The organism is Pleomorphomonas sp. T1.2MG-36, assembly GCF_950100655.1.
Lineage (GTDB): Bacteria > Pseudomonadota > Alphaproteobacteria > Rhizobiales > Pleomorphomonadaceae > Pleomorphomonas.
In genome coordinates, this window is the sequence record NZ_CATNLY010000051.1 from 45,068 (window position 1) to 67,158 (window position 22,091).

Annotated in this window: 22 protein-coding genes and 1 other RNA gene; 11 read left to right on the plus strand and 12 right to left on the minus strand. The window is 66.5% G+C overall.

What is annotated here, in order from left to right; translation table 11 throughout:
* Positions 1 to 139: 139 nt before the first annotated feature.
* The 12 genes from QQZ18_RS19445 to tkt form a co-directional block, all read right to left on the minus strand.
* Positions 140 to 1,312 carry a phosphoserine transaminase gene (locus tag QQZ18_RS19445; protein WP_284542621.1) on the minus strand — a complete coding sequence of 391 codons (1,173 nt, stop codon included), beginning with the start codon at positions 1,310 to 1,312 and terminating at the stop codon, positions 140 to 142.
* A 177-nt stretch (positions 1,313 to 1,489) separates the two neighbouring features.
* Entirely contained in the window at positions 1,490 to 2,338 is an 849-nt protein-coding gene (locus QQZ18_RS19450) for an outer membrane protein (protein ID WP_284542622.1), read from the minus strand.
* A gap of 219 nt (positions 2,339 to 2,557) precedes the next feature.
* Entirely contained in the window at positions 2,558 to 3,904 is a 1,347-nt protein-coding gene (gene glmM / locus QQZ18_RS19455; RefSeq protein ID WP_284542623.1) for a phosphoglucosamine mutase, read from the minus strand.
* 168 nt (positions 3,905 to 4,072) lie between these two features.
* A complete protein-coding gene (locus tag QQZ18_RS19460) occupies positions 4,073 to 5,101 on the minus strand; it encodes a peptidoglycan -binding protein (RefSeq protein WP_284542624.1) in 1,029 nt (342 codons plus the stop codon).
* A gap of 23 nt (positions 5,102 to 5,124) precedes the next feature.
* Entirely contained in the window at positions 5,125 to 6,126 is a 1,002-nt protein-coding gene (locus QQZ18_RS19465) for a flagellar motor protein MotA (RefSeq protein ID WP_284542625.1), read from the minus strand.
* A gap of 130 nt (positions 6,127 to 6,256) precedes the next feature.
* On the minus strand, positions 6,257 to 7,045 hold the full coding sequence (locus QQZ18_RS19470) for an inositol monophosphatase family protein (RefSeq protein ID WP_284542626.1): 789 nt from the start codon (positions 7,043 to 7,045) through the stop codon (positions 6,257 to 6,259).
* Positions 7,046 to 7,348: 303 nt separating this feature from the next.
* Positions 7,349 to 7,801 carry a GNAT family N-acetyltransferase gene (locus tag QQZ18_RS19475; RefSeq protein WP_284542627.1) on the minus strand — a complete coding sequence of 151 codons (453 nt, stop codon included), beginning with the start codon at positions 7,799 to 7,801 and terminating at the stop codon, positions 7,349 to 7,351.
* Positions 7,802 to 7,955: 154 nt separating this feature from the next.
* Positions 7,956 to 8,948 (minus strand): tetratricopeptide repeat protein, encoded by a 993-nt coding sequence (locus QQZ18_RS19480; protein ID WP_284542628.1) that lies wholly within the window; start codon positions 8,946 to 8,948, stop codon positions 7,956 to 7,958.
* 71 nt (positions 8,949 to 9,019) lie between these two features.
* The gene (locus QQZ18_RS19485; protein ID WP_284542629.1) at positions 9,020 to 9,664 is read right to left on the minus strand and encodes a thiamine phosphate synthase; all 645 of its coding nucleotides are present in this window, start codon (positions 9,662 to 9,664) and stop codon (positions 9,020 to 9,022) included.
* 271 nt (positions 9,665 to 9,935) lie between these two features.
* Positions 9,936 to 11,129, minus strand: coding sequence for a phosphoglycerate kinase (locus tag QQZ18_RS19490; RefSeq protein WP_284542630.1), 1,194 nt, complete (start codon positions 11,127 to 11,129; stop codon positions 9,936 to 9,938).
* Positions 11,130 to 11,285: 156 nt separating this feature from the next.
* A complete protein-coding gene (gene gap / locus QQZ18_RS19495; protein WP_284539690.1) occupies positions 11,286 to 12,296 on the minus strand; it encodes a type I glyceraldehyde-3-phosphate dehydrogenase in 1,011 nt (336 codons plus the stop codon).
* Between the two features lie 147 nt (positions 12,297 to 12,443).
* Positions 12,444 to 14,477 carry a transketolase gene (gene tkt, locus QQZ18_RS19500; protein ID WP_446728687.1) on the minus strand — a complete coding sequence of 678 codons (2,034 nt, stop codon included), beginning with the start codon at positions 14,475 to 14,477 and terminating at the stop codon, positions 12,444 to 12,446.
* Between the two features lie 386 nt (positions 14,478 to 14,863).
* Here tkt and QQZ18_RS19505 point away from each other — a divergent pair, with 386 nt between their 5' ends.
* From QQZ18_RS19505 to ruvA, 11 genes are all read left to right on the plus strand, one after another.
* Complete coding sequence (locus QQZ18_RS19505) at positions 14,864 to 15,145, plus strand: DUF4164 domain-containing protein (protein ID WP_026792132.1); 282 nt, start codon at positions 14,864 to 14,866, stop codon at positions 15,143 to 15,145.
* A gap of 4 nt (positions 15,146 to 15,149) precedes the next feature.
* A complete protein-coding gene (locus tag QQZ18_RS19510; RefSeq protein WP_284542632.1) occupies positions 15,150 to 15,503 on the plus strand; it encodes a cell division protein ZapA in 354 nt (117 codons plus the stop codon).
* A 214-nt stretch (positions 15,504 to 15,717) separates the two neighbouring features.
* Complete coding sequence (locus tag QQZ18_RS19515; RefSeq protein WP_284542634.1) at positions 15,718 to 15,909, plus strand: hypothetical protein; 192 nt, start codon at positions 15,718 to 15,720, stop codon at positions 15,907 to 15,909.
* 156 nt (positions 15,910 to 16,065) lie between these two features.
* Positions 16,066 to 16,223, plus strand: a non-coding RNA gene (gene ssrS / locus QQZ18_RS19520) — 6S RNA.
* Positions 16,224 to 16,326: 103 nt separating this feature from the next.
* Positions 16,327 to 16,872: a 5-formyltetrahydrofolate cyclo-ligase gene (locus tag QQZ18_RS19525; protein ID WP_284542635.1), complete on the plus strand. Its 546-nt coding sequence runs from the start codon at positions 16,327 to 16,329 to the stop codon at positions 16,870 to 16,872.
* 133 nt (positions 16,873 to 17,005) lie between these two features.
* The gene (locus QQZ18_RS19530) at positions 17,006 to 17,824 is read left to right on the plus strand and encodes a TIGR00282 family metallophosphoesterase (protein ID WP_284542637.1); all 819 of its coding nucleotides are present in this window, start codon (positions 17,006 to 17,008) and stop codon (positions 17,822 to 17,824) included.
* A 131-nt stretch (positions 17,825 to 17,955) separates the two neighbouring features.
* Positions 17,956 to 18,702: a YebC/PmpR family DNA-binding transcriptional regulator gene (locus QQZ18_RS19535; RefSeq protein WP_284542638.1), complete on the plus strand. Its 747-nt coding sequence runs from the start codon at positions 17,956 to 17,958 to the stop codon at positions 18,700 to 18,702.
* Between the two features lie 217 nt (positions 18,703 to 18,919).
* Positions 18,920 to 19,378 carry a GFA family protein gene (locus QQZ18_RS19540; protein WP_284542639.1) on the plus strand — a complete coding sequence of 153 codons (459 nt, stop codon included), beginning with the start codon at positions 18,920 to 18,922 and terminating at the stop codon, positions 19,376 to 19,378.
* Between the two features lie 184 nt (positions 19,379 to 19,562).
* Entirely contained in the window at positions 19,563 to 20,627 is a 1,065-nt protein-coding gene (locus QQZ18_RS19545; protein ID WP_284542640.1) for an alkene reductase, read from the plus strand.
* A 310-nt stretch (positions 20,628 to 20,937) separates the two neighbouring features.
* On the plus strand, positions 20,938 to 21,453 hold the full coding sequence (ruvC, locus tag QQZ18_RS19550; protein ID WP_284542642.1) for a crossover junction endodeoxyribonuclease RuvC: 516 nt from the start codon (positions 20,938 to 20,940) through the stop codon (positions 21,451 to 21,453).
* A gap of 20 nt (positions 21,454 to 21,473) precedes the next feature.
* On the plus strand, positions 21,474 to 22,091 hold the full coding sequence (gene ruvA, locus QQZ18_RS19555) for a Holliday junction branch migration protein RuvA (RefSeq protein WP_284542643.1): 618 nt from the start codon (positions 21,474 to 21,476) through the stop codon (positions 22,089 to 22,091).

A 22,091-nucleotide genomic window follows, 5' to 3' on the forward strand; every position in this document is an offset into this window, starting at 1 on the left:
CGCCCCTCGGAAGGGGATGCGGAAAGAGCCCGGTGGCGCCGGATGGAATGTCACTGCGGCTAAAGGGATTTGCCTTCCCGCTTCAGGGGAGGGCAGGGAGGAGGGCAAGCAGGGCTCGCCCTCTCCAAAAGATCCGAGATCAGGCGGCCTTCAGGCCGGCCAGCGCCTTCTGGAAGGCCCAGTCGATCCACGGCGTCAGGGCGGCGACGTCGGCGGTTTCGACGGTGGCGCCGCACCAGATGCGCAGGCCCGGAGGGGCATCGCGGTAGGAGGCGATGTCGAAGGCGACGCCTTCCTTCTCCAGAAGACCGGTCAGCGTCTTGACGAAGGCCTGCTGGCCCTCGACGTCGAGCGCGGCGACCTGCGGGTGGACGAACGACAGGCAGACCGAGGTGTTCGAGCGGATGGCTTCGGTCTTGGCCAGGAAGGCGACCGACGGTGTCTTGGCGACCCAGTCGGCGATGGCCTTGGTGTTGGCGTTGGCGCGGGCGATCAGCGCGTCGAGGCCGCCGATGGCGTCGGCCCACTTCAGCGCGTCGATGTAGTCCTCGACGGCGATCATCGAGGGCGTGTTGATGGTGTCGCCCTTGAAGATGCCTTCGATCAGCTTGCCGCCGGAGGTGAGGCGGAAGATCTTCGGCAGCGGCCAGGCCGGCTTGTAGCTCTCAAGACGCTCGACGGCGCGCGGGGAGAGGATCAGCATGCCGTGACCGCCCTCGCCGCCCAGCACCTTCTGCCAGGAGAAGGTGACGACGTCGAGCTTGTCGAAGGGCAGGGGCTGCGCAAAGGCGGCTGACGTGGCGTCGCAGATGGTGAGGCCCTGGCGGTTCGCCGGGATCGCGTCGCCGTTCGGCACGCGCACGCCGGAGGTGGTGCCGTTCCAGGTGAACACCACGTCGTGGTCGAAATCGACCTTGGCGAAATCGACGATGTCGCCATAGGGCGCCTCGAAGACGCGGGCGTCGAGCTTCAGCTGCTTGACGACGTCGGTCACCCAGCCGGAGCCGAAGGACTCCCAGGCCAGCATGTCGACGGGGCGCTGCCCGAGCAGCGACCACAGCGCCATCTCGACGGCGCCGGTATCGGACGCGGGAACGATGCCGATGCGATAATCGGCGGGCACGCGCAGCACCTTGCGGGTGAGATCAATCGCCTCGGCTAGCTTGGTCTTGCCGATCTTGGCGCGATGGGAGCGGCCGACCGGCGCTCCCGAGAGAGCCTCGACGGTCCAACCTGGGCGCTTGGCGCAGGGGCCGGAGGAAAAACGGGGATTAGCCGGCTTCAAAGCCGGCGCGGCGGTCGCGTCAGTCATGTAACTATCCTTTCAGATAGGTGCTCCTCGGTGGGGAGGAGTGTCCCGCCGCCTGAGCTATCGGAAAGGCCGTGCGTCGTCAAGATGGGCCGAAGCGGCTCGATCAAAGGTGTTGCCAAAAAGACGAACGGCGGGAAATGACTTCCCGCCGTTCGCCGAAACCCGGTTCGTCTGGCTTCAGTTGAGATAGTAACGCAGGCCGACACGCACCTCGTGGGCGGTGATGTCCTTGTAGTCCATGCGGGTGGAAACGCCCTGGCCATCAGTCACATAGCCGGACCTGGCGTCGCCAAGGTTGAGGTAGCGATAGCCGAGGTCGAGGCTGAGGCTGTCGCTGATCGGGTACTCGACACCGGCCATCAGCGCCCAGGCGAAGTTCCACTTGCCGGCGCCATCGGGGTTCTTGCCGCTGGTGGCGTCTTTGGCGGAGCCGTTGATTTCGCTGGTGCGCAGATAGGACGCGCCGATACCGCCGCCGATGTAGGGGATCACGCCGTGGAAGTTGCCGAGGTCCGCGTAGAGGTTGGCAAGCGCGCTGTAGGCCTCGATCTTGACGGTCTGGGTCTCGTAGGCGCCACCGCAAGGCGAAGCCGTCGGGCACCACAGCGAGCCCTTGAACTTGGCGGGCGTCTCGTAGTCGAGCACCACGTCGGACCGGAGATAGTCGTTGAACTTGTAGCCGGCGCCGACGCCGACATCCAAGGCGCCGAGCATCTTCTCGTTGACCATCTGGTCGTAGTTGTTGGTGGTGTACGGCCAGGTGTCCGCCGCACCTGCGCCGCCGCCGTTCTTGTAGCCGCCCCAGCGGTTGTTGCCGAGCGAGCCCTTGGGCGCCTGATACAGCTTGTAGCCGATATCGCCCCGAAGATACCAGCCGCCGACGGCCGCCAGCGGCATCGGTTCGGGCGCTTCGATGATCGGCGGATATTCCACCGGCATGTCGGCCGCGCGGGCGACACCGGAGAGGGCCGTGAGGCCGAACGTCGCAGCCACGGCCAGTGAAAGGTTGATTGTGAGACTGCGCATGGGACGATCCTTCCGCTGAAGCATGATCGCAGGGCGGTTGACCGCCGTTCATCATCGCTTTCGGAGGATTTTTAGAGCAAGTCGGTTAATCTCGACTTAACTACGTTGCTTAACCTTGATGATCGATGAAAAAGATCGATCGACGGCCGGAGCCCATGAAAACGCCCCGGCCGCGTCGTGCGGTCGGGGCGTTTTTCGAAGCGGAACGGGTGTCGGAGATCAGGCGGCGACGTTGCCGATGGCATCGACGATCTCGCCGACGGCCGCCGCGACCAGATCGGCATTGTCGCCTTCGCCCATCACCCGGATCAACGGTTCGGTGCCGGAGGCGCGGACCAGGATGCGCCCGCCGACGCCAAGCCGGCCCTCGGCAGCGGCGATCGCCGCCTTGACGCCCTCGTCCTCCAGCGGCTTGCCGCCCTTGAAGCGAACGTTCCTGAGGAGCTGCGGCACCGGGTCGAATCTGTGGCAGACCTCGCTCACCGGCTTGCCCGAGCGCTTGACGACGGCCAGCACCTGCAAGGCGGCGACGAGGCCGTCACCGGTGGTGGCGTAGTCGGAGAGCACGATATGGCCGGACTGCTCGCCGCCGACGTTGTAGCCGCCGGCGCGCATCGCCTCGACGACGTAGCGGTCGCCGACCTTGGTGCGGACGAGTTCGAGGCCGATGCCCTGGAGATAGCGCTCAAGACCGAGGTTGGACATGACGGTTGCGACGATGCCCGGCCGGGCAAGGCGCCCGTCTTCCTGGAACGAGGCGGCGACGACGGCCATCAGCTGATCGCCGTCGACCACTTGGCCCTTCTCGTCGATGATGATGACGCGGTCGGCGTCGCCGTCGAGCGCGATGCCGATGTCGGCCCTGACCTCGCGCACCTTCTCGGTGATGGTGGCAAGACTGGTCGAACCGCAGTCGCGGTTGATGTTGAGGCCGTTGGGATCGACGCCGAGCGCCACCACTTCGGCGCCCAGTTCCCATAGCACTTCCGGGGCGACCTTGTAGGCGGCGCCATTGGCGCAGTCGACCACCACGCGAAGACCTTCGAAGGACATGTGGCGGCTGAGCGTGCGCTTGGCCGACTCGACGTAGCGGGCGCGTTCGCCATCGACGCGCTTGGCGCGGCCGAGATCGGCGGGGGCGGCGAGGCGGCCGGTGAAGTCGCCCTCCAGCATCTCCTCGATGGCCAGCTCCACCTCGTCGCTGAGCTTGTAGCCGTCAGGGCCGAACAGCTTGATGCCGTTGTCGGCGAAGGGATTGTGCGAGGCGGAGATCATCACGCCGAGGTCGGCCCGGAGGCTGCGCGTCAGCATGGCGACGGCCGGCGTCGGCACCGGGCCGGTCAGGAAGACGTCGACGCCGACGGCGGTGAAGCCGGCGGTCAGGGCCGGCTCGATCATGTAGCCGGAGAGACGGGTGTCCTTGCCGATGACGACGCGATGGCGGTGGTCGCCGCGGTGGAAGGCGAGGCCGGCGGCCATGCCGACCTTGAGGGCGATCTCCGGGGTGATGGGCCAGGTGTTGGCCGTGCCGCGGATGCCATCGGTTCCGAAAAATCTGCGTGCCATGTCGTTCGTCCGCGCTTTCCACATGAAGGGCGCACGTCCGGCGCCTCGGTCTCTTCTGAAGCCCGGATGATAAACGGCCGGTGAACGGAAAAGGGTCAAAAATTGTGAACGACTGTTACGGCTTGGCGCCGCCATCGGCGACGCCTCCCGTCTTCGGCATCCGTGCCGTCAGCGTTCGGTCAGCTTCAGCTCGATGCGGCGGTTCTTGGCGTTGGCCTCGTCGCTGTCGCCCTCTTCGAGCGGCTGGAACTCGCCGAAGCCGGCCGCCACCAGGTGGTTCGGCGAAATGCCCTTGCTGATCAGATACTTGACGACGGATATGGCGCGGGCCGACGAAAGCTCCCAGTTGTCGCGGAAGCGGCCGGTGCCAGACAGCGGACGGGCGTCGGTATGGCCGTCGACGCGCAGCACCCAGGCGATCTCCGGCGGGATCTGCCCTTCGAGCTGCAACACCGCATCGGCCAGCTTGTCGAGTTCGCCACGGCCGGCCGGGTTGACCTCGTCGTTGCCGGAATCGAACAGCACTTCCGACTGGAAGACGAAGCGGTCGCCGACCACGCGGATGTCGGAGCGCTGCGACAGGATTTCCCTCAGGCGCCCGAAGAAGTCGGAGCGATAGCGTGCCAGCTCCTGCACGCGCTGGGCCAGTGCCACGTTGAGACGGCGGCCGAGGTCGGCGATCTTGGCCGAGCTTTCCCGGTCACGCGATTCGGAGGCGTTGAGGGCATCTTCCAGGGCGGCGATCTGTCGCCTCAGCGCGGCGATCTGCTGGTTGAGCAGTTCCACCTGGGCCAGCGCCCGCTGACTGACGCGCTTCTCGTCGGTGAGCTGGGAGGTCAGCGCCTGCACCTTGCTGTCGGCGACGTCGGCCGCGCCCGACTGGTTGGCGATCAGGCCCTGAAGGCTGTCGCGGGCGGCCAGCGCGTCCTTGAGGTTCGACTCCAGCAGCGACACGTTGTCCTGGAGGTCGCGGTTGGAGGCGCGCTCCATGGCGAGCAGTTCGGTCAGCTCGGCGATCTGGGCATTGAGGCGGCCCAGCACGGTGTCCTTGTCGGTGATCTGCTGGCTCAGGAAGAACTGGGCGAGCGAAAAGACCGACAACAGGAAGATGATCGACAGCACCAGCGTGGTGAGCATGTCGACGAAGGCCGGCCAATAGTCCTGCTGGGTCGAAAACCGGCGGCGTCCGAGAGCCATGTCGGTCGAACTCCCGTTCTGTCTTAGCCGCGTTCCGAACGCTCGACGGCGCCGGTCAGGAGTTCGAGCAGCCGGCGGATTTCCTTCTGCTGCTCGCCCTGGCTTTCGGCCCAGGCCCGCACCAGCTGCTGCTCGGCGCGCATGTGCTGGACGAGGCCCTGGATGCCCTCGGCGAGGTTGGCCATCGCCTGGCTGGAGCGACCGCCGGACCCGCCTTCGTGGATCTGCTTGGACAGGTGGTCGAGGGCGCCTCGAAGATCGTCGAGGTTCTTGGCGTCGCGGATGCTGGCGCCCACGTCACCGGCCGAGTCGAGCTCGGCCTGGGTGGACAGCCAGTCTTCGAGGTCGAGGTAGAAGCGGTTCTGCGCCTGCCCGGCCTGAAGATCGAGGAAGCCGACGATCAGCGAGCCGGCAAGACCGAACAGCGAGGACGAGAAGGCGGTGCCCATGCCGCCGAGCGGCGCCTGCAAGCCGCTCTTCAGGTCCTCGAAGATGACGCTAGCCGTGCCCGAGCCGACGTCGAGCCCCTGGATGGTGGCGCCGACCGAGTTCACGGTGGAGATCAGGCCGTAGAAGGTGCCGAGCAGGCCGAGGAAGACCAGGAGGCCAGTCATGTAGCGCGAAATGTCGCGCGCCTCGTCGAGACGGGTGGCGATCGATTCGAGCAGTGAGCGCATGGCCGAGGTGGAAATCGCCCGCTGCCCCAGCCGGTCGCCGAGCAGCGTCGCCATCGGCGCGAGCAGCACCGGCTGCTTGCGCACTTCGAGGCCGGGCTCGCCGTAGCGGTAGGAGTTGACCCAGCGCACCTCGGGGAACAAGCGGATCACCTGCCGGAAAATCAGCAGGATTCCGACAAGGGCCACCGAGAAGATCAACCCGTTGAGGCCGGGGTTGGCCATGAAGGCGGTCTTCAGCTGCCGTGACAGCAGCAGGCCGACGAAGGCGGCTATGACCAGGAACACCGCCATCCGCCAGAGATACACCTGGGGACTGGTGAGCTTTATACCGGACGCGTCTTTGGCCATGGCTCTCGTCGCTTGCTCTATCTGATCGCGGCATACAGTAAACGCGATTTACGGCGAAAAGAGCAAGGCGCACGGCCAGTTCCCCCGAATATTTCGGGGGAAGCCGTCCGCTTCGGGTCGTGTCGCGCCGTCAGGCCTTCTTGAGCGTGGCGAGAAGCTGGGCGTGGATCGCCTCGTTGCCGGCCACCAGCGTGCGGGAGGCGTGCATGTCGTCCTTGCCGGCCTTGTCGGTGACGAAGCCGCCGGCCTCCTTGATCATCAGCCAGCCGGCCGAGGTATCCCACGGATTGAGGTCGTCTTCCCAGAAGCCGTCCAGCTTGCCGGCGGCGACGTAGCAGAGGTCGAGGGCGGCCGAGCCGAGGCGGCGGATGCCGGCGCAATTGGCCATCACCTGCCGGAGCTCATTGAGATAACGGGGGTGATTGCCGCGGCCGAGATGCGGCACGCCGGTGCCGATCACGCAGTCGGGCATTTCGCGGCGGGCGGAAACGCGCAGGCGGCGATCGTTGACGAAGGCGCCGGCGCCGCGCTCGGCGGTGTAGAGCTCGTCGGTGGCCGGGTTGAAGACGACACCGGCGATCGGCACGCCATTGCGCTCCAGCGACAGTGAGATGGAGAAGATCGGAATGGAGTGCAGGAAGTTGGCCGTTCCGTCGAGCGGATCGACCACCCAGCGGTGGTGCTCGTCCTCGCCGGCCACCTCGCCGCGTTCTTCCATCAGGAAGCCGTAGGTGGGACGAACCCGCTTCAGTTCCTCATAGAGCACCTGCTCAGAACGCTTGTCGGCGGCCGAGACGAAATCGCCGGGGCCTTTCATCGACACCTGCAGATTCTCGACCTCGCCGAAATCGCGCGAAAGGCCTCGCCCGGCCTTGCGGACGGCCTGGACCATGACGTTGAGGAGGGCGGAACGAGCCATTTTCGGGGGATCCTTCAGGAAAAACGCTGGCTGCGTAGCCATCACAAACGGCCGCCGAGCGCAAGCCCTAACCGGGCATTCGCTTAAAAGCGATCGCCCGGTTAGGGCTTGTTTGTTGTCTGCCTCCTTCGACGGCGGGCGTCCGGCCCTTATGATTCCGCTCCGCTAGACGCCTTCGAGACGCTTCGTGTCTCGAAGGCCGCTCCGCGCGGCGCCGCTTGGCGCCGGAAAGTGGAGTGTCGCATCAGTCGCCGGCGAGCATTGGGTGCCGGAGGCCGCCGATGGCGGCGTCCGGCTGGTTGGTCAGCGCGTCAGGCGCATGTGGGCGTTCTCGAACGGCTGGCCTTCGTCGTCCTCGGCTCGGCGGGACTGCTCAATGAAGCCCAGGCTTCTGTAGAAGCCGAAGGCTTGGGCGTTGCCCGTGTAGACCTCAAGTTCGAGTTCGCCCTTCAGAGCCAGCGCGTGGGCGACCAGGGCTCGCCCGATGCCGAGGCCTTGACGGTCAGGCGCGACGAAGAGCCCGCCGATGAAGGTGTCGAGCAGGCTGATGAAGCCGACGGGAGCGCCGTCAAGAGAGGCCACCCAGGTCTCGGCGTTGGGAAGATACTTTTGCTCGATGAGGATGCGCTGCTCGCTGAGGCGCTGTTCGCCGATGAAGGCGTGCGCCAGACGGGAAGCCTCGAACCAGATGGCCGAGAGCGCGTGGAGATCCTTGGCCTCGTCATAGGCGCGGATCGACAGATTTTCGATTTTCATGATGTATCCAGAGAAAATGCAACAAAGACAGCGCCGACGCGGGCGCTACGAAAACCGCCTTCGGCGGGTTCAATTGAAGTCTCTGCGCATAAATCTCCTTCTGCTGGGGACAGACATACAACAGGCGTCCGTCCGCTTCAACGATCGCTCGCCGTCAGTTTCCGGCATCGACGCCGGGCAGGGCCGGCGGCTTCTCGGCGGTCTTCTGCGCCTCGGGCGCCAGCGTCTGTTCGAGCCAGTCGTCGACGAGGCCGGCCGCCTTGGCATAGCCGTACCAGTGGCGGGCGGCGTCGAGGTCGCGCGGCAGGCCTTCGCCGACCGCGTACAGGCGGGCAAGACGGCTCTGGGCGACCGGGTTGCCCGCTTCGGCCGCTACCTTGAACCAGGCGGCGGCGATTTTCTGGTCGCGGACGACGCCGGTGCCGTTGAACATCATGATGGCGTATTCGACCTGGGCGGCAAGGTGGCCGGCGCGGGCCGCTTCGCCCATCAGCCGGGCGGCTTCCGTCTCGTTCTTCTCCACGCCCTGGCCCTCGCGGTAGAGGGCGGCCAGCGCGTAGATGGCGTCGATGTTGCCCTCGTCGGCGGCCGCCTTGAACAGGGCGGCGGCGCGGGCGTAGTCGAGGATGCCCGACGACGGATCGATGCACAGCAGGCCGAGCCAGTAGTTGGCCTCGACGACGCCCTTGCCGAGCGCTTCCTCCAGGTAGGTCGCCGCCTTTTTCTTGTCGACCGGCATGCCGACGCCGAGCGCGGCGAGGTTGGCGAGCTCGACGAGCGCCTGCGGATCGCCGTTCCTGGCCGCGAGCTGGTACCAGATGACCGCTTCGTCGGGCTTTTTCGGCAGTCCCAGGCCGTTGGCGTAGAGGTAGCCGATCAGGCTCTGCGCCTTGGCGTCGCCGAGCTTGGCGCGCTCGACGGCGATCTCGAACGCGGTGAGGTAGAAGCCGCGCTGGAAAGCGCCGAAGGCATAGTCGATCTTGTCGCTGTCGGGCAGCGAGGCGAGCAGGTCCGGAACCGCCGACGCGGCGTTGGCCGCCGCCAGAGGTTTCGGCGGGGTCGGCGCGGACTCGACGGCGCCTGCCGGTCCGGCGAGAAGAGCGAGGCCGAACACGGCGGCAAGGCAGGCAGCGCGGACTTCGGGCATCGGCATTGCGCTTCGGCTCAGATGGGAACGTGCGGCAGCGTTAGCGGCCAAGTTGGCCGGCAATGCGGCGGCTACTCGGTGTCGGGCAGCTCGAGCGCGACGCGATCGAGGATGGCATTGGCTTGGGCGATGGCGGCGGCCGGCCCCTCGGGGTGCTCCCAGACGGCGGCGCGGACGGCGACGAAGTCGGCGCCGGTACGGGCGCAGGCTTCGACCGATTCCATCGAACGACCGGACAGCAGCACGCAAGGCGGCTCGAACAGATCTGCCCACCAAGCGCCGAGATCGATGGTCTTGCGGTGCGTTTCCTCGCCTTCCTCAAGGTCGAGCAGGCCGAAGAAGATGTAGTCGGCGCCCGCCTCGCCGGCCTCCATCGCCTCGTGGCGAACGCGGATGTTGCCGGCGCCGACGATGGACTTCGGCTGCAACGCCTCGATCGCCTCCTTCAGCGCCGTCTCGCCGGCTTCGATGTGAATGCCGTCGGCGCGCGCGCGGCCCATGACGCGGCTGTTGCCGAGGACCAGCGCGGCGACGTCGTGCTTCTGGGCGATCGGCACCAGCGTCTCGGCGATGGCCTGAAGGTCGTTCTCCGTCACGGGGTCGGGAGCGATCAGGAGCGAGGCAACGTCGCCGGCAGCCAGCGCCGCTTCGAGCTGGGGCGCAAGGGCGGCGACATCGACGACGCGTGGCGTGATCAGAAACAGGCGGGCGCGCAAGGAAACCTCCGGCAACAAGAAACCCCGTGCCCGGGAAGGGGCACGGGGCGCTTCATATCACAAAGACGTTCAACAAGAACTAGCAGTCCCAGACAGACCTCCTGAAGCCGCGTCAGCGGCTTCCGGCGACAAGCGGCGCCCGCGCGAAGCGCGAAAGCCAAGGCCGGAGGCCGCCGGCGACTGAGGAAGTCAAAACCACTTCCGGCGCCAAGCGGCGCCCGCGCGGAGCGCGAGAGCCAAGGTGACGGATGTCACCGCCGGCGACTGAGGCTTAGCTTTCCAGCGCCTTCACGCCGGGCAGCTCCTTGCCTTCCATCCACTCGAGGAAGGCGCCGCCGGCCGTCGAGATGTAGGTGAAGGTGTCGGCAGCGCCAGCGTGGTTGAGCGCCGAGACGGTATCGCCACCACCGGCGACCGTCAGGAGCTTGCCGGCCTTGGTGGCGGCGGCGGCGTACTGGGCGGCGGCCACGGTGGCCTTGTCGAAGGGCTCGATCTCGAAGGCGCCGAGCGGGCCGTTCCAGACCAGCGTCTTGGCCTTGTCGATGGCGGCCTTGACGGCGTCGATCGACTTCGGACCGGCGTCGAGGATCATGGCGTCGGCCGGAACGGCGTTGACGGACACGACTTCGTTGGCGGCGCCAGCCTTGAACTCACGGGCGATGACGGCGTCGACCGGCAGCACGATCTCGCACTTGGTCTCCTTGGCCTTGGCCAGGATGCGGCGGGCGGTGTCGGCGAGGTCATGCTCGCAGAGCGACTTGCCGACGTTGATGCCCTGGGCGGCCAGGAAGGTGTTGGCCATGCCGCCACCGATCACCAGGATGTCGACCTTGGCGACGAGGTTTTCGAGCAGGTCGATCTTGGTGGAGACCTTGGCACCGCCGACGACGGCGAGCACCGGCCGCTTCGGCGTGCCGAGGGCGGCGCCGAGGGCGGTCAGCTCGGCCTGCATGGTGCGGCCGGCATAGGCCGGAAGCTTGTGGGCGAGGCCTTCGGTGGTGGCGTGGGCCCGGTGGGCGGCCGAGAAGGCGTCGTTGACGTAGATGTCGCCGAGCTTGGCAAGAGCGTCGACCAGCGCCGGGTCGTTCTTCTCTTCGCCCTTGTAGTAGCGGGTGTTCTCAAGCAGCAGGATGTCGCCGTTCGACAGGGCGGCGATGGCCTTCTCGGCGACGTCGCCGATGCAGTCGTCTGCGAAGGCGACGGGCTTGCCGATGGCCTTGGCCAGCGGGGCGACGATCGGCTTCAGGCTGTCCTCGGCCTTGCGCTCGCCCTTCGGGCGGCCGAAGTGGGCCAGCAGGATGACCTTGGCGCCCTTCTTGGCGAGGTCGAGAATGGTGGGGACGATACGGTCGATGCGGGTGGTGTCGGTGACGACGCCATTCTCCATCGGAACGTTCAGGTCGACGCGGACGAGGGCGCGTTTGCCGGCGACGTCGGCGTCATCAATGGTCTTGAAGCTGCTCATGGGGTGGTCCTCGCTTCGTGCGCCGCCACTCCGGTGTGCGCGGGGTCGCGCTTGCGGTGGATGGCGGTCGGCCGCGGTAAGAGCGGTCGAGCCCGCCTCCGGTCAGACCCCATGACGGGGTCCTCCAGAGAGCGGGCTCGGCCTTGTCGGTTTAGATCAGAGGGTCTTGGCGATGGCGACGGCGGTGTCGGCCATGCGGTTGGAGAAGCCCCACTCGTTGTCGTACCAGGAAAGGATACGGACGAGGGTGCCGTTCATGACCTTGGTCTGGTCGAGGTGGAAGATCGACGAATGCGGGTCGTGGTTGAAGTCCGACGACACGTTCGGCTGATCGGTGTAGCCGAGGACGCCCTTGAGCGGGCCGGAGGTCGCGGCGGCCTTGATGGCCTCGTTGATCTCGGCGACCGAGGTGGCGCGCTTGGCATTGAAGACCAGGTCGACGACCGACACGTTGGGGGTCGGCACGCGGATGGCGACGCCGTCGAGCTTGCCCTTGAGTTCCGGCAGCACCAGGCCGACGGCCTTGGCGGCGCCGGTGGAGGTCGGGATCATGGACAGGGCAGCGGCGCGGGCGCGGTAGAGGTCCTTGTGCAGCGTGTCGAGCGTCGGCTGGTCGCCCGTGTAGCTGTGGATCGTCGTCATGAAGCCGGTGTCGATACCGATGACGTCGTTCAGAACCTTGGCGACCGGCGACAGGCAGTTGGTCGTGCACGAGGCGTTCGACAGGACGATGTGGTCCTTGGTGATCTTGTCGTGGTTGACGCCGTAGACGACGGTGAGGTCGGCGCCGTCGGCCGGGGCCGAGACCAGAACGCGCTTGGCGCCGGCCGTCAGATGCATCGACGCCTTGTCCTTGGCGGTGAAGATGCCGGTGCACTCAAGCGCAACGTCGACGCCCAGCTCGCCCCACGGCAGCGTGGTCGGGTCCTTGATGGCGGTGACCTTGATCTTGCCGGTGCCGACGTCGATCCAGTCGGCGCCAGTCGTCACTTCATGCGGGAAGCGGCCGTGAACGCTGTCGAAGCGGATCAGGTGGGCGTTGGTCTCGACCGGACCCAGGTCGTTGATGCCGACGACCTCGATGTCCTTGCGACCGGACTCGACGATCGCGCGCAGAACGTTACGACCGATACGACCAAAGCCGTTGATGGCGACCTTTACTGCCATTGTCTGTCTCCTGATGCTGAGGCGGGCGTCTTCAGGCCCGATCCTCGTTTGGAACGGAGGACGGCCGGCGCTTCCGGACCTTTCCCCCAACTTTCCTCACCCGGTGGGAAAGACGGGAGAGCCCGCCGTTCCCATCGGGCAATGCCGTCAACCCAACTTGACCGAGGCGAGCTCGGCGATGCGGCTCGCGGAGATGCCGAACTTCTCGTAGAGCAGCTCGATCGGAGCGGAGGCGCCGAAGCCGGTCATGCCGACGAAGATGCCGTCCGAACCGATGATCTCGTCCCAGCCCATGCGAAGGGCGGCTTCGACACCGACCTTCACCTTGGCGCCACCGATGACCTCGGCGCGGTAGGCATCGGACTGAGCGCGGAAGTTCTCGAAGCTGGGCACCGAGACGACGCGGGTCGGGTGGCCGGCGGCGTCGAGCAGCTTCTTGGCGTCGAGGGCGATGGCGACCTCGGAGCCGGTGGCGAAGATCGACACTTCCGCCCGACCCTCGGCCGCGGCGACTTCATAGGCGCCCTTGGCGACCTTGTTGTCGGCGCTGACCTCGAAGCGGACCGCCGGCAGGTTCTGGCGCGACAGCGCCAGCGTCGTCGGGCCCTTCTTGTGGGTGAGCGCGAACTCCCAGGCTTCGGCCGTCTCGTAGGCGTCGGCCGGGCGGATCACCGTCATGTTCGGGATGGCGCGCAGCGAGGCCAGATGCTCGATCGGCTGGTGCGTCGGGCCGTCCTCGCCGAGACCGATGGAGTCATGGGTCATGACGTAGACGACGCGCTGGTGCATCAGGGCCGACAGGCGCATGGCCGGACGGGCGTAGTCGGAGAACACCAGGAAGGTGCCGCCGTAAGGGATGAAGCCGCCGTGCAGAGCGATGCCATTCATGGCGGCGCTCATGCCGAACTCGCGGATGCCGTAGTGGATGTAGCTGCCCTTATAGTCGGGCGCCTTCACCGCTTCCTGGCCCTTGGTCTTGGTCAGGTTGGAGCCGGTGAGGTCGGCCGAGCCGCCGGCCATCTCGGGGATGGAACCGTTGACGACTTCGAGGGCCATCTCGGAGGCCTTGCGCGAGGCGACCTTCGGCAGTTCGGCAACCAGCTTGGCCTTGTAGGCAGCCAGGGCGTCGAAGAAGGCGGTCGGCAGGTCGCCGTTGATGCGGCGATCGAACTCGGCGCGCGTCTTGGCGTCGAGGGCGTTGTAGCGGGCGGTCCAGGCGTCGCGGTCCTTGGCGGCACGCTTGCCGGCGGCGCGCCAGTCGGCGAGGATGTTCGCCGGAACCTCGAAGGGCGCGTAGGGCCAGCCGAGCTTCTCGCGGGCGCCGGCGATTTCGGCGGCACCGAGCGGAGCGCCGTGGACGGCGTGGGTGCCGGCCTTGGTGGGCGCGCCGAAGCCGATGGTCGTCTTGGCGGCGATCAGCACCGGCTTGTCGGACGTCTTGGCGCGCTCGAGGGCGGCGAGGATCGCCACGGGATCATGGCCGTCGACGGCCTCGGTGTTCCAGCCGGCGGCGCGGAAGCGGGCCGGGATGTCGCCGCTCTCGGAAACCGAGATGGGTCCATCGATTGAAATACCGTTGTCGTCCCAGATCAGCACGAGCTTGTTGAGCTTGAGGTGGCCGGCCAGCGAGATCGCCTCGTGGCTGATGCCCTCCATCAGGCAGCCGTCACCGGCCAGCACGTAGGTGCGGTGGTCGACGAGGTCGTCGCCGAACTGGGCGTTCAGCATGCGCTCGGCAAGCGCGAAGCCGACCGACATGGCAAGGCCCTGGCCGAGCGGACCGGTGGTGGTCTCGATGCCCTGGGCGTAGCCGTATTCCGGGTGGCCGGCGCACTTGGAGCCCCACTGCCGGAAGGTCTTGAGGTCGTCCATGCTGATGTCCTCGACACCGATCAGGTGGAGGACGGAGTAGAGCAGCATGGAGCCATGGCCGGCCGACAGGATGAAGCGGTCGCGGTCGGGCCAGGTGGGAGCGGCGGCGTCGAACTTCATGACGTCGCCGAAAAGAACAGTGGCGATGTCCGCGGTGCCCATGGGCATGCCGGGGTGGCCGGACTTGGCCTTTTCGACAGCATCCATCGCAAGCGCGCGGATGGCGTTGGCCATATTCTTGTACCGGGCAGAGTCAGTCATTGTTATTTCCTGACAGGATTTGGCCGGAAAACTCCTTGGGCAAGCCAAACGACGGACAAATACGTATCTTCCGGCAGATACGACGCGCCATTACGTCTTTCGGCTAAAGCGGCCGATCAATAGCAGGGCGGTATCATCTGTCAATGACAACAGGCCCCAGCCAAAGCGCTCGCGGGCCAAAAAAGGGGAAAGCTGGTATTTTCCCAGATCGCACCCCCAACGGACCGTTGTCACGTCTTTATCTTTGTGGCAACCAGACCTGAGACACCGTCTTGAAATCCGACTTCAGCGGCCGTCTGGCATGGCTTTCACCCGCTCCGGTTCTCGCAAGCCCTGCCAGTCGATCTCGGAACGCGATTTCAGAACGATCTCTGACAAGCGATGAGTTCTCCGGCCGATCTTCTGTCGACCCGGTGGAGCATCCGGAGGCGGTCATGGCCGGAGTTGCGTCTTTGGACGCGGCCTTTGAAAGGCTCGACCAGGCATTGGGGCGCCTGGAACTTGCGGTGGAGCGGCGGCTAGCCGGCGAGCGCACCATTTCCGGTCTCGAGGACGAGTTGTTCCGTCTCGGGGAGGATCGGTCGCGTCTGGCCGGCGACCTCGACGACGCACTGGCCAAGGCCGGTCGCCTCGAGGACGCCAATCGCGAAGTGTCGCGCCGCCTTGTCGCCGCCATGGAGTCGATCCGCTCCGTTCTCGATACCCACGGAGGCTGATCTCTTGAGCCAGGTGACGGTGACGATTGCCGGCAAGACCTACCGCATGGCCTGCGACGACGGCCAGGAGGAGCATCTCTACGGGCTCGCCAGCCGTCTCGACGCTATCATCAACGAGATCCGTGGCGTGTTCGGGGAAATCGGCGACCAGCGGCTGACCGTGATGAGCGCCATCACCGTGCTCGACCAGCTGTCGGAGACCGAACGGCGCCTCAAGGGGCTTGAGGCAGAGGTGCGCTCGTTGCGCGAGAGCCGCGACGCGCTGCTCGAACGACAGGGCGAGGTGGAGCGCCGCCTTGCCGAGAAGGTGGTCGAGGTCGCCGCCCGCATCGAGGCCGCTGCCGAAAAGATGGTATGAGCGGAAGTCTGCGGCCCGACCTATCGCCGGGGGGATATCGGCTTTCGTCTACTGGTGGCAGAGACGAAATAGAGGCACCCTATTCATTGGAATGGCTTGGCATTTCCCCCGGGGCTCCATGCAGATGATGCAGGGCTGATGCGGCGAAAGCACCGTTGCCTCGCTACGGATAATTCCATATATGGGGCGCGACAGGATTTTTCGGAGGACTTTCATGGCCAGTCACGAGTCGGCAGCAGAAGATCGGGGCATCAGCGCCTGGAAGATGCTGGTGGCGATGGTCGTGCTCCTCCTGGTCGGCATCGGAGCGGTGGCGCTGTTCGGCTACCCCGCTCTCATCGTGATTGCCCTGGCGGGAACGGCCGCAGCACTCATCATGCTGGTGGCCATCTCCGCCGGTCGGTAACGGCTACTGCGATCCGCGCAGCGACTGGGGCGGTGGGCTTTCCTGCCGCCCCTTCTTTTTGCCCGAAGCTATCTTGTTGCCCGAAGCTATCTTGACGTTTTTTGTCGACGTTAGGCTCTTTGCCGGATCGCCGGTCTCGCCTATATAGGGGAGGTGGCGTAGCTGCGCTTCTCGTTAGGAATCAATATCCCCGGGGCCTTAATGATCCTGAAGGGAGCTGTCCCCGCCCAAACCCCTGGGTTTGGGCACACGGCGCCCACCTACGTTGTAGGTTTCCCGGGATCACACTTCCGACGGTCGTTCGCGGGCGCCACACCCTCTTTTCGACCGGCTTCGGCTTTTCAGAGTTCCCGGAGGCGTGCCATTCCCATCGATGCCGATCCTCCCCGTGCTCTCGTCGTCACCGAGAAGGCGCGCGTGCGCGGTCTGGCGCTCACCCGCCGTGACGGGCTCGACGCCGTGGAACGGGCGAGCGGATCGGCGGCCATCGTCGCGTCCGTGCTGGCCCTCGATCTCGCGCCGGGCGCGTCCGTTTCCGCCTTTTTGCCGATCCTGAGCGAAGTCGACCTCACAAAGGCCATCGCCGGACTGGACGGGCGGGGCCATCCGGTCGGCTTGCCGGTGATGGTGGAAAGCGGCCTCGTGTTCCGCCGCGTCCGGCCCGGCGACAGGCTGGTGCCGCTCGGCTTCGGCACGCGCGGCCCAGGCCCCGACGCTCCGGAAATCCTGCCGGACGTTCTGCTGATGCCGCTCACCGCCTTCGACCGCGAGGGTGGGCGCGTCGGCTACGGGCGTGGCTATTACGACCGCGCCGTCGCAGGTTTGCGTGCCGCCGGCCGTTTTCCCCGCTTGATCGGCATTGCCTTCTCGGTGCAGGAAGTGGCGGCGGTGCCCATGGAGCCCCATGACGCGCCGCTCGACATGATCGTCACCGAGCGGGACGTCTTCCGCTTCGCTCCGTGAACGCTAGAGCGCGTCCGGCGAACTTTGGTTCGCCAACGTGCTCTATCTCTTTATTCGTACGCAACTCCGGACGCAAAACCGGTTCCCACTTTTGCTGGAGTTGCTCTAGAGGGCCTGGGGAGTACGCCGGACGATGCGACTGCTGTTCGTGGGTGATGTGGTCGGCCGATCAGGCCGCAATGCCATTTCCGACATCCTGCCCGGTCTCATCGCCGACTACGGCCTCGATCTGGTGGTGGTCAACGGCGAGAACGCCGCCGGCGGCTTCGGCATCACCGAGGAGATCTGCCAGGACTTCCTCGACGCCGGCGCCGACGTGGTGACCACGGGCAACCACGCCTGGGACCAGCGCGAGGCGCTGGTGTTCATCGAACGCCAGCCGCAGCTTCTCCGCCCGGCCAACTATCCGCCGGGAACGCCGGGGCGCGGCGCCACCGTGGCCATCGCCCGCAATGGCGCGCGGGTTCTGGTGGTCAACGTCATGGGTCGCGTCTACATGGATGCGCTCGACGATCCCTTCGCCGCCGCCGACCGCGAGCTCAACGCCTGCCCGCTCGGCAGCATGGTCGATGCCGTGGTGGTGGACATGCACGCCGAGGCGACCAGCGAGAAGCAGGCGATGGGCCATTATCTCGACGGCCGGGCCTCGCTGGTGGTCGGTACCCACACTCACGTGCCGACGGCCGATTACCAGATCTTCGACGGCGGCACGGCCTACCTGTCCGACGCCGGCATGACCGGCGACTACGACAGCGTGCTCGGCATGGAGAAGGACGAGCCGGTCAACCGCTTCCTGCGCAAGATCCCAACGGCCCGCTTCCAGCCGGCGCTGGGCGAGCCGACGCTGTGCGGCGTCGCCGTGGAGGTGAACGATTCCACCGGTCTCGCCGAGGCGATCGAGCCGGTCAGGATCGGCGGCCGTCTTGCCGAGGCACTCCCGACGTTTTGGTAGGAGCCCCGGCTGGATTTAGGGCCAACAAACGCCTATAAGGCGGCCCATTCGTGGATATGTGCCGTGATCGATGGTCCCGGGAGGCGTGTGCATGCGCCCCGCGCCCTTTCGCGGTTCTCTCAGGAGGCACTATGGCCGGTCATTCACAGTTCAAGAATATCATGCACCGCAAGGGCGCTCAGGACGCCAAGCGGTCGAAGATCTTCGCGAAGCTCGCCCGCGAAGTCACGGTGGCGGCCAAGATCGGCGGCCTGGATCCGGCGATGAACGCCCGTCTGCGTCTCGCCATCCTCAACGCCCGCGCCGAGAACATGCCCAAGGACAACATCGACCGGGCGATCAAGAAGGCGGCCGGCGCCGACACGGCCAATTTCGACGAAGTGCGCTACGAGGGCTACGGCCCGGGTGGCACCGCCGTCATCGTCGAAGCGCTGACCGACAATCGCAACCGCACCGCCTCGGTCGTCCGCTCGATCTTCACCAAGGCCGGTGGCGCGCTGGGCGAAACCGGTACGGTCGGCTTCATGTTCGATCGCCTGGGCGAGGTCAGCTATCCGCTCAGCGTCGGCTCCAACGACGCCGTACTGGAGGCCGCCATCGAGGCCGGCGCCGACGATGTCGAGTCCGACGAGGAAGGCCATTTCATCTACTTTGCCTTCGAATCGATGGGCGAAGTGACCAAGGCGCTGGAAGCCACGCTCGGCGCCGCCGCGTCGATCAAGTCGATCTGGAAGCCGAAGACCATGTCGAACCTCGACGAGGAAAAGGCGACGAGCCTGATGAAGATGGTCGATCTGCTGGAAGACGACGACGACGTGCAGAACGTCTACACCAACATGGAAATCTCCGACGAAGTGGCGGCCAAGCTCGCCGGCTGACGCCGATTTCGTTTCCTAGAGCAGCTCCAGCAAAAGTGGGTGCCGGTTTTGCGTCCGGAGCTGCGTCTCAATAACGAGATAGAGTTTTCTGGCGAACCGGAGTTCGCCGGAAAAGCTCTGGGTTTGCGCCCGCCGTCGCCTTCGGGATGACGGCGGGCGTTTTCTTTCCGGCCGCGACGGTGCCGGCGCCGTGCTATTCTGCCGCCGGAGGTGCGAGATGAGCGAAGACGGTCATTCCGGCGGTTGCCAGTGCGGACGGGTGCGTTTCCGGGTCGACGGGCCGCTCGGGCGCGCCAGCATCTGCCATTGCCGCATGTGCCAGAAGGCCTTCGGCTCGTTCTTCGGCCCGCTGGTGTCGGCGCCGAACGATCGCCTCGCCTGGACGCGCGGCGAGCCCTCGTGGTTCCAGAGCTCCAACAAGGTGCGGCGCGGCTTCTGCAACCACTGCGGCACGCCGCTCGCCTACGACTGGGGCGGGCCGGCGCTGGAGCTTTCCATCGGCGCGCTGGACGATCCCGAATCCGTGCCGCCAGTGCTGCAGGTCGGGCTCGAGCATCGGATGAGCTGGTTTGCCCGTCTCGCCGACCTGCCGACGCGGACGGCCGAGGAGCAGGAAAAGGTCGGCCGCTTCCAGGCGGACATCGTCTCCTACCAGCATCCCGACCGGGACACCTGACGCGGAGCGCGCGGTGCCGGCCGTGCCGTCAAGTCTTTGATAAACGGTCATCTTTTCGATATCACGGAAATGTTCACGGCGGAGGGCTAGGCAGCCGGCGCGGCGGTCACTAGAAAAAGCGTGCATATACCCCTACTTTTTGTCGGTCCCCTCTCTGCCCCAGCATCTCCGCCAGGAGCCTTTCATGCCCACACTCTTCGACCCCGTGCGCCTCGGCGCTCTCGAACTCCGCAATCGCATCGTCATGGCGCCGTTGACGCGGGCGCGCGCCACCGCCGACCGCATCCCCACCGACGTGATGCGCGAGTATTACGAGCAGCGGGCGTCGGCCGGCCTCATCCTCACCGAGGCGACTATCGTCACGCCCAAGGGCGCCGGCTATGCCGCGACGCCCGGCATCTACTCCGACGCCCAGGTCGAGGCCTGGAAGCCGATCACCGAGGCGGTGCACCGCAAGGGCGGCAAGATCGTCATGCAGCTCTGGCACGTCGGCCGCATCTCCGATCCGTCGCTGCTCGACGGCGACCTGCCGGTGGCGCCGAGCGCCCTCCAGCCGGCCGGCCACGTCAGCCTGCTCCGGCCGATGCGCCCCTATCCGACGCCACGCGCCCTCGACATCGACGAGTTGCCCGGCATCATCGAGGCCTATCGCAAGGGCGCGGAAAACGCCCGCGAGGCTGGCTTCGACGGCGTCGAGATCCATGGTGCCAACGGCTACCTGCTCGACCAGTTCCTGCAGGACGGGACCAACAAGCGTACCGACGCCTACGGCGGCCCGGTCGAGAATCGCGCCCGGCTGATGCTGGAGGCGGTGGATGCGGCCGTCGGCGTCTGGGGCGCCAGCCGCGTCGGCCTGCACCTCGCCCCGCGCGGCGACAGCCATGACATGAGCGACAGCGACCCGAAGGCCACATTCGGCTATGTCGCCCGCGAAGCCGGCAAGCGCGGCCTCGCCTTCATCTTCACCCGCGAGCACCTTGGCGACGATCGCCTGACGCCGCACCTCAAGGAACAGTTCGGCGGTGCGTTCATCGCCAACGAGGGCTTCACCTTCGATCAGGCGATGGCGGAAGTCGCCGCCGGGCGGGCCGACGCGGTCGCCTGGGGCAAGGAGTTCATCGCCAACCCCGATCTCGTCGAGCGCTTCCGGGCCGGCTCGGTTCGCAACCCGCTGGTGCCCGAGACCATCTATGCCGAGGGGGCGCTCGGCTACACCGATTATCCGGCGCTCGAAACCGTCCCGGCCTGAGGGCTGCCCAATCGGCTGTCATGAAAGCGCCCCGCGGCGAGACCGTCGCGGGGCGTTTGTCGTGTTCGGCGAGGCCGGTCAGGCGTCCTCCGCCTCGCGCCGGGATTGCCGCCGACGATCGCCCTTTCCATGTCCAGACCGTCGGGTTGCAGGATCGTCGAGGTCTTGCGGCGGAGAGCGGCAAGCTCGAAGGCGGGGCGGCGGCGTTCGGTCCAGGGTTGGTGCGGTCGGGTCACGCTTCGATCGGAGGCTGGCTGGGCGGTGCGTCTTCCGTCTGTACAAACCATGAACGCATGGATAGCGTGGCGCCATGACCACTGTCACGCGAATCATCGGCATCGACCCCGGGCTCCGCCATACGGGCTGGGGCGTCATCGACAGCCTCGGCAACTCCGTACGCTTCGTCGCCTCCGGCTCGGTCAACTCCGACGGCGATCTCGACCTCGCGTCGCGGCTCGTTCAGATCCACGATGGGCTCGATGCGGTGCTGCACCAGTACCAGCCGGACGAGGCGGCCATCGAGCAGACCTTCGTCAACAAGGATGCCGGCGCGACGCTGAAGCTCGGCCAGGCGCGTGGCGTCGCGCTTTTGGTGCCGGCCCGGCGCGGCCTGCCGGTCGCCGAATACGCGCCCAACGCGGTGAAGAAGGCGATCGTCGGCGCGGGGCACGCGGAGAAGGGGCAGATCCGCGTCATGGTCAAGGTGCTGATGCCGAAGGCGACTTTCGAGAGCGATGACGCGGCCGACGCGCTGGCCATCGCGTTGACGCATGCCCATCATCGGAGTTCGGTGGTGGGGCGGCTCGCCAAGCTGGCGGCCGGGTGACGAGCGGAGGGCAGGGCAGCATGATCGGCAAGCTCAAGGGCGTGGTGGACAGCTTCGGCGACGACTGGATGATCCTCGACGTTCACGGCGTTGGCTATCAGGTCTATTGCTCGTCGCGGACCTTGCAGCGCCTGCCCAAGGCCGGCGAGGCGGCGACGCTCGCCATCGAGACCATGGTCCGCGAGGACATGATCCGCCTCTACGGCTTTTCCAACGACATCGAGCGCGAGTGGTTTCGCCTGCTGATGACGGTGCAGGGCGTCGGCGCCAAGGTGGCGCTCGCCGTGCTGTCGGTGCTCGATCCCGGCCAGCTCGCCACCGCCATCGCCATGCGCGACCTGACGGCCATCTCGCGGGCGCCGGGCGTCGGCAAGCGCGTGGCCGAGCGCATCGCCACCGAACTCAAGGACAAGGCGCCGGCCTTCGCCGATGCCGACCCGTCGGTGATCCGCGTCGCCGTCGACGTCGCCGAGGCGCGCGTCTCCGGCCCGGTGGCCGAGGCGGTGTCGGCGCTGGTCAACCTCGGCTATGCGCAGTTGCAGGCCGCCGCCGCCGTTCAGGCCGCGGCCAAGTCGATCGGCAGCGAGGCGACCACCACCCAACTGATCCGCCAGGGTCTCAAGGAACTGGCGCGCTGA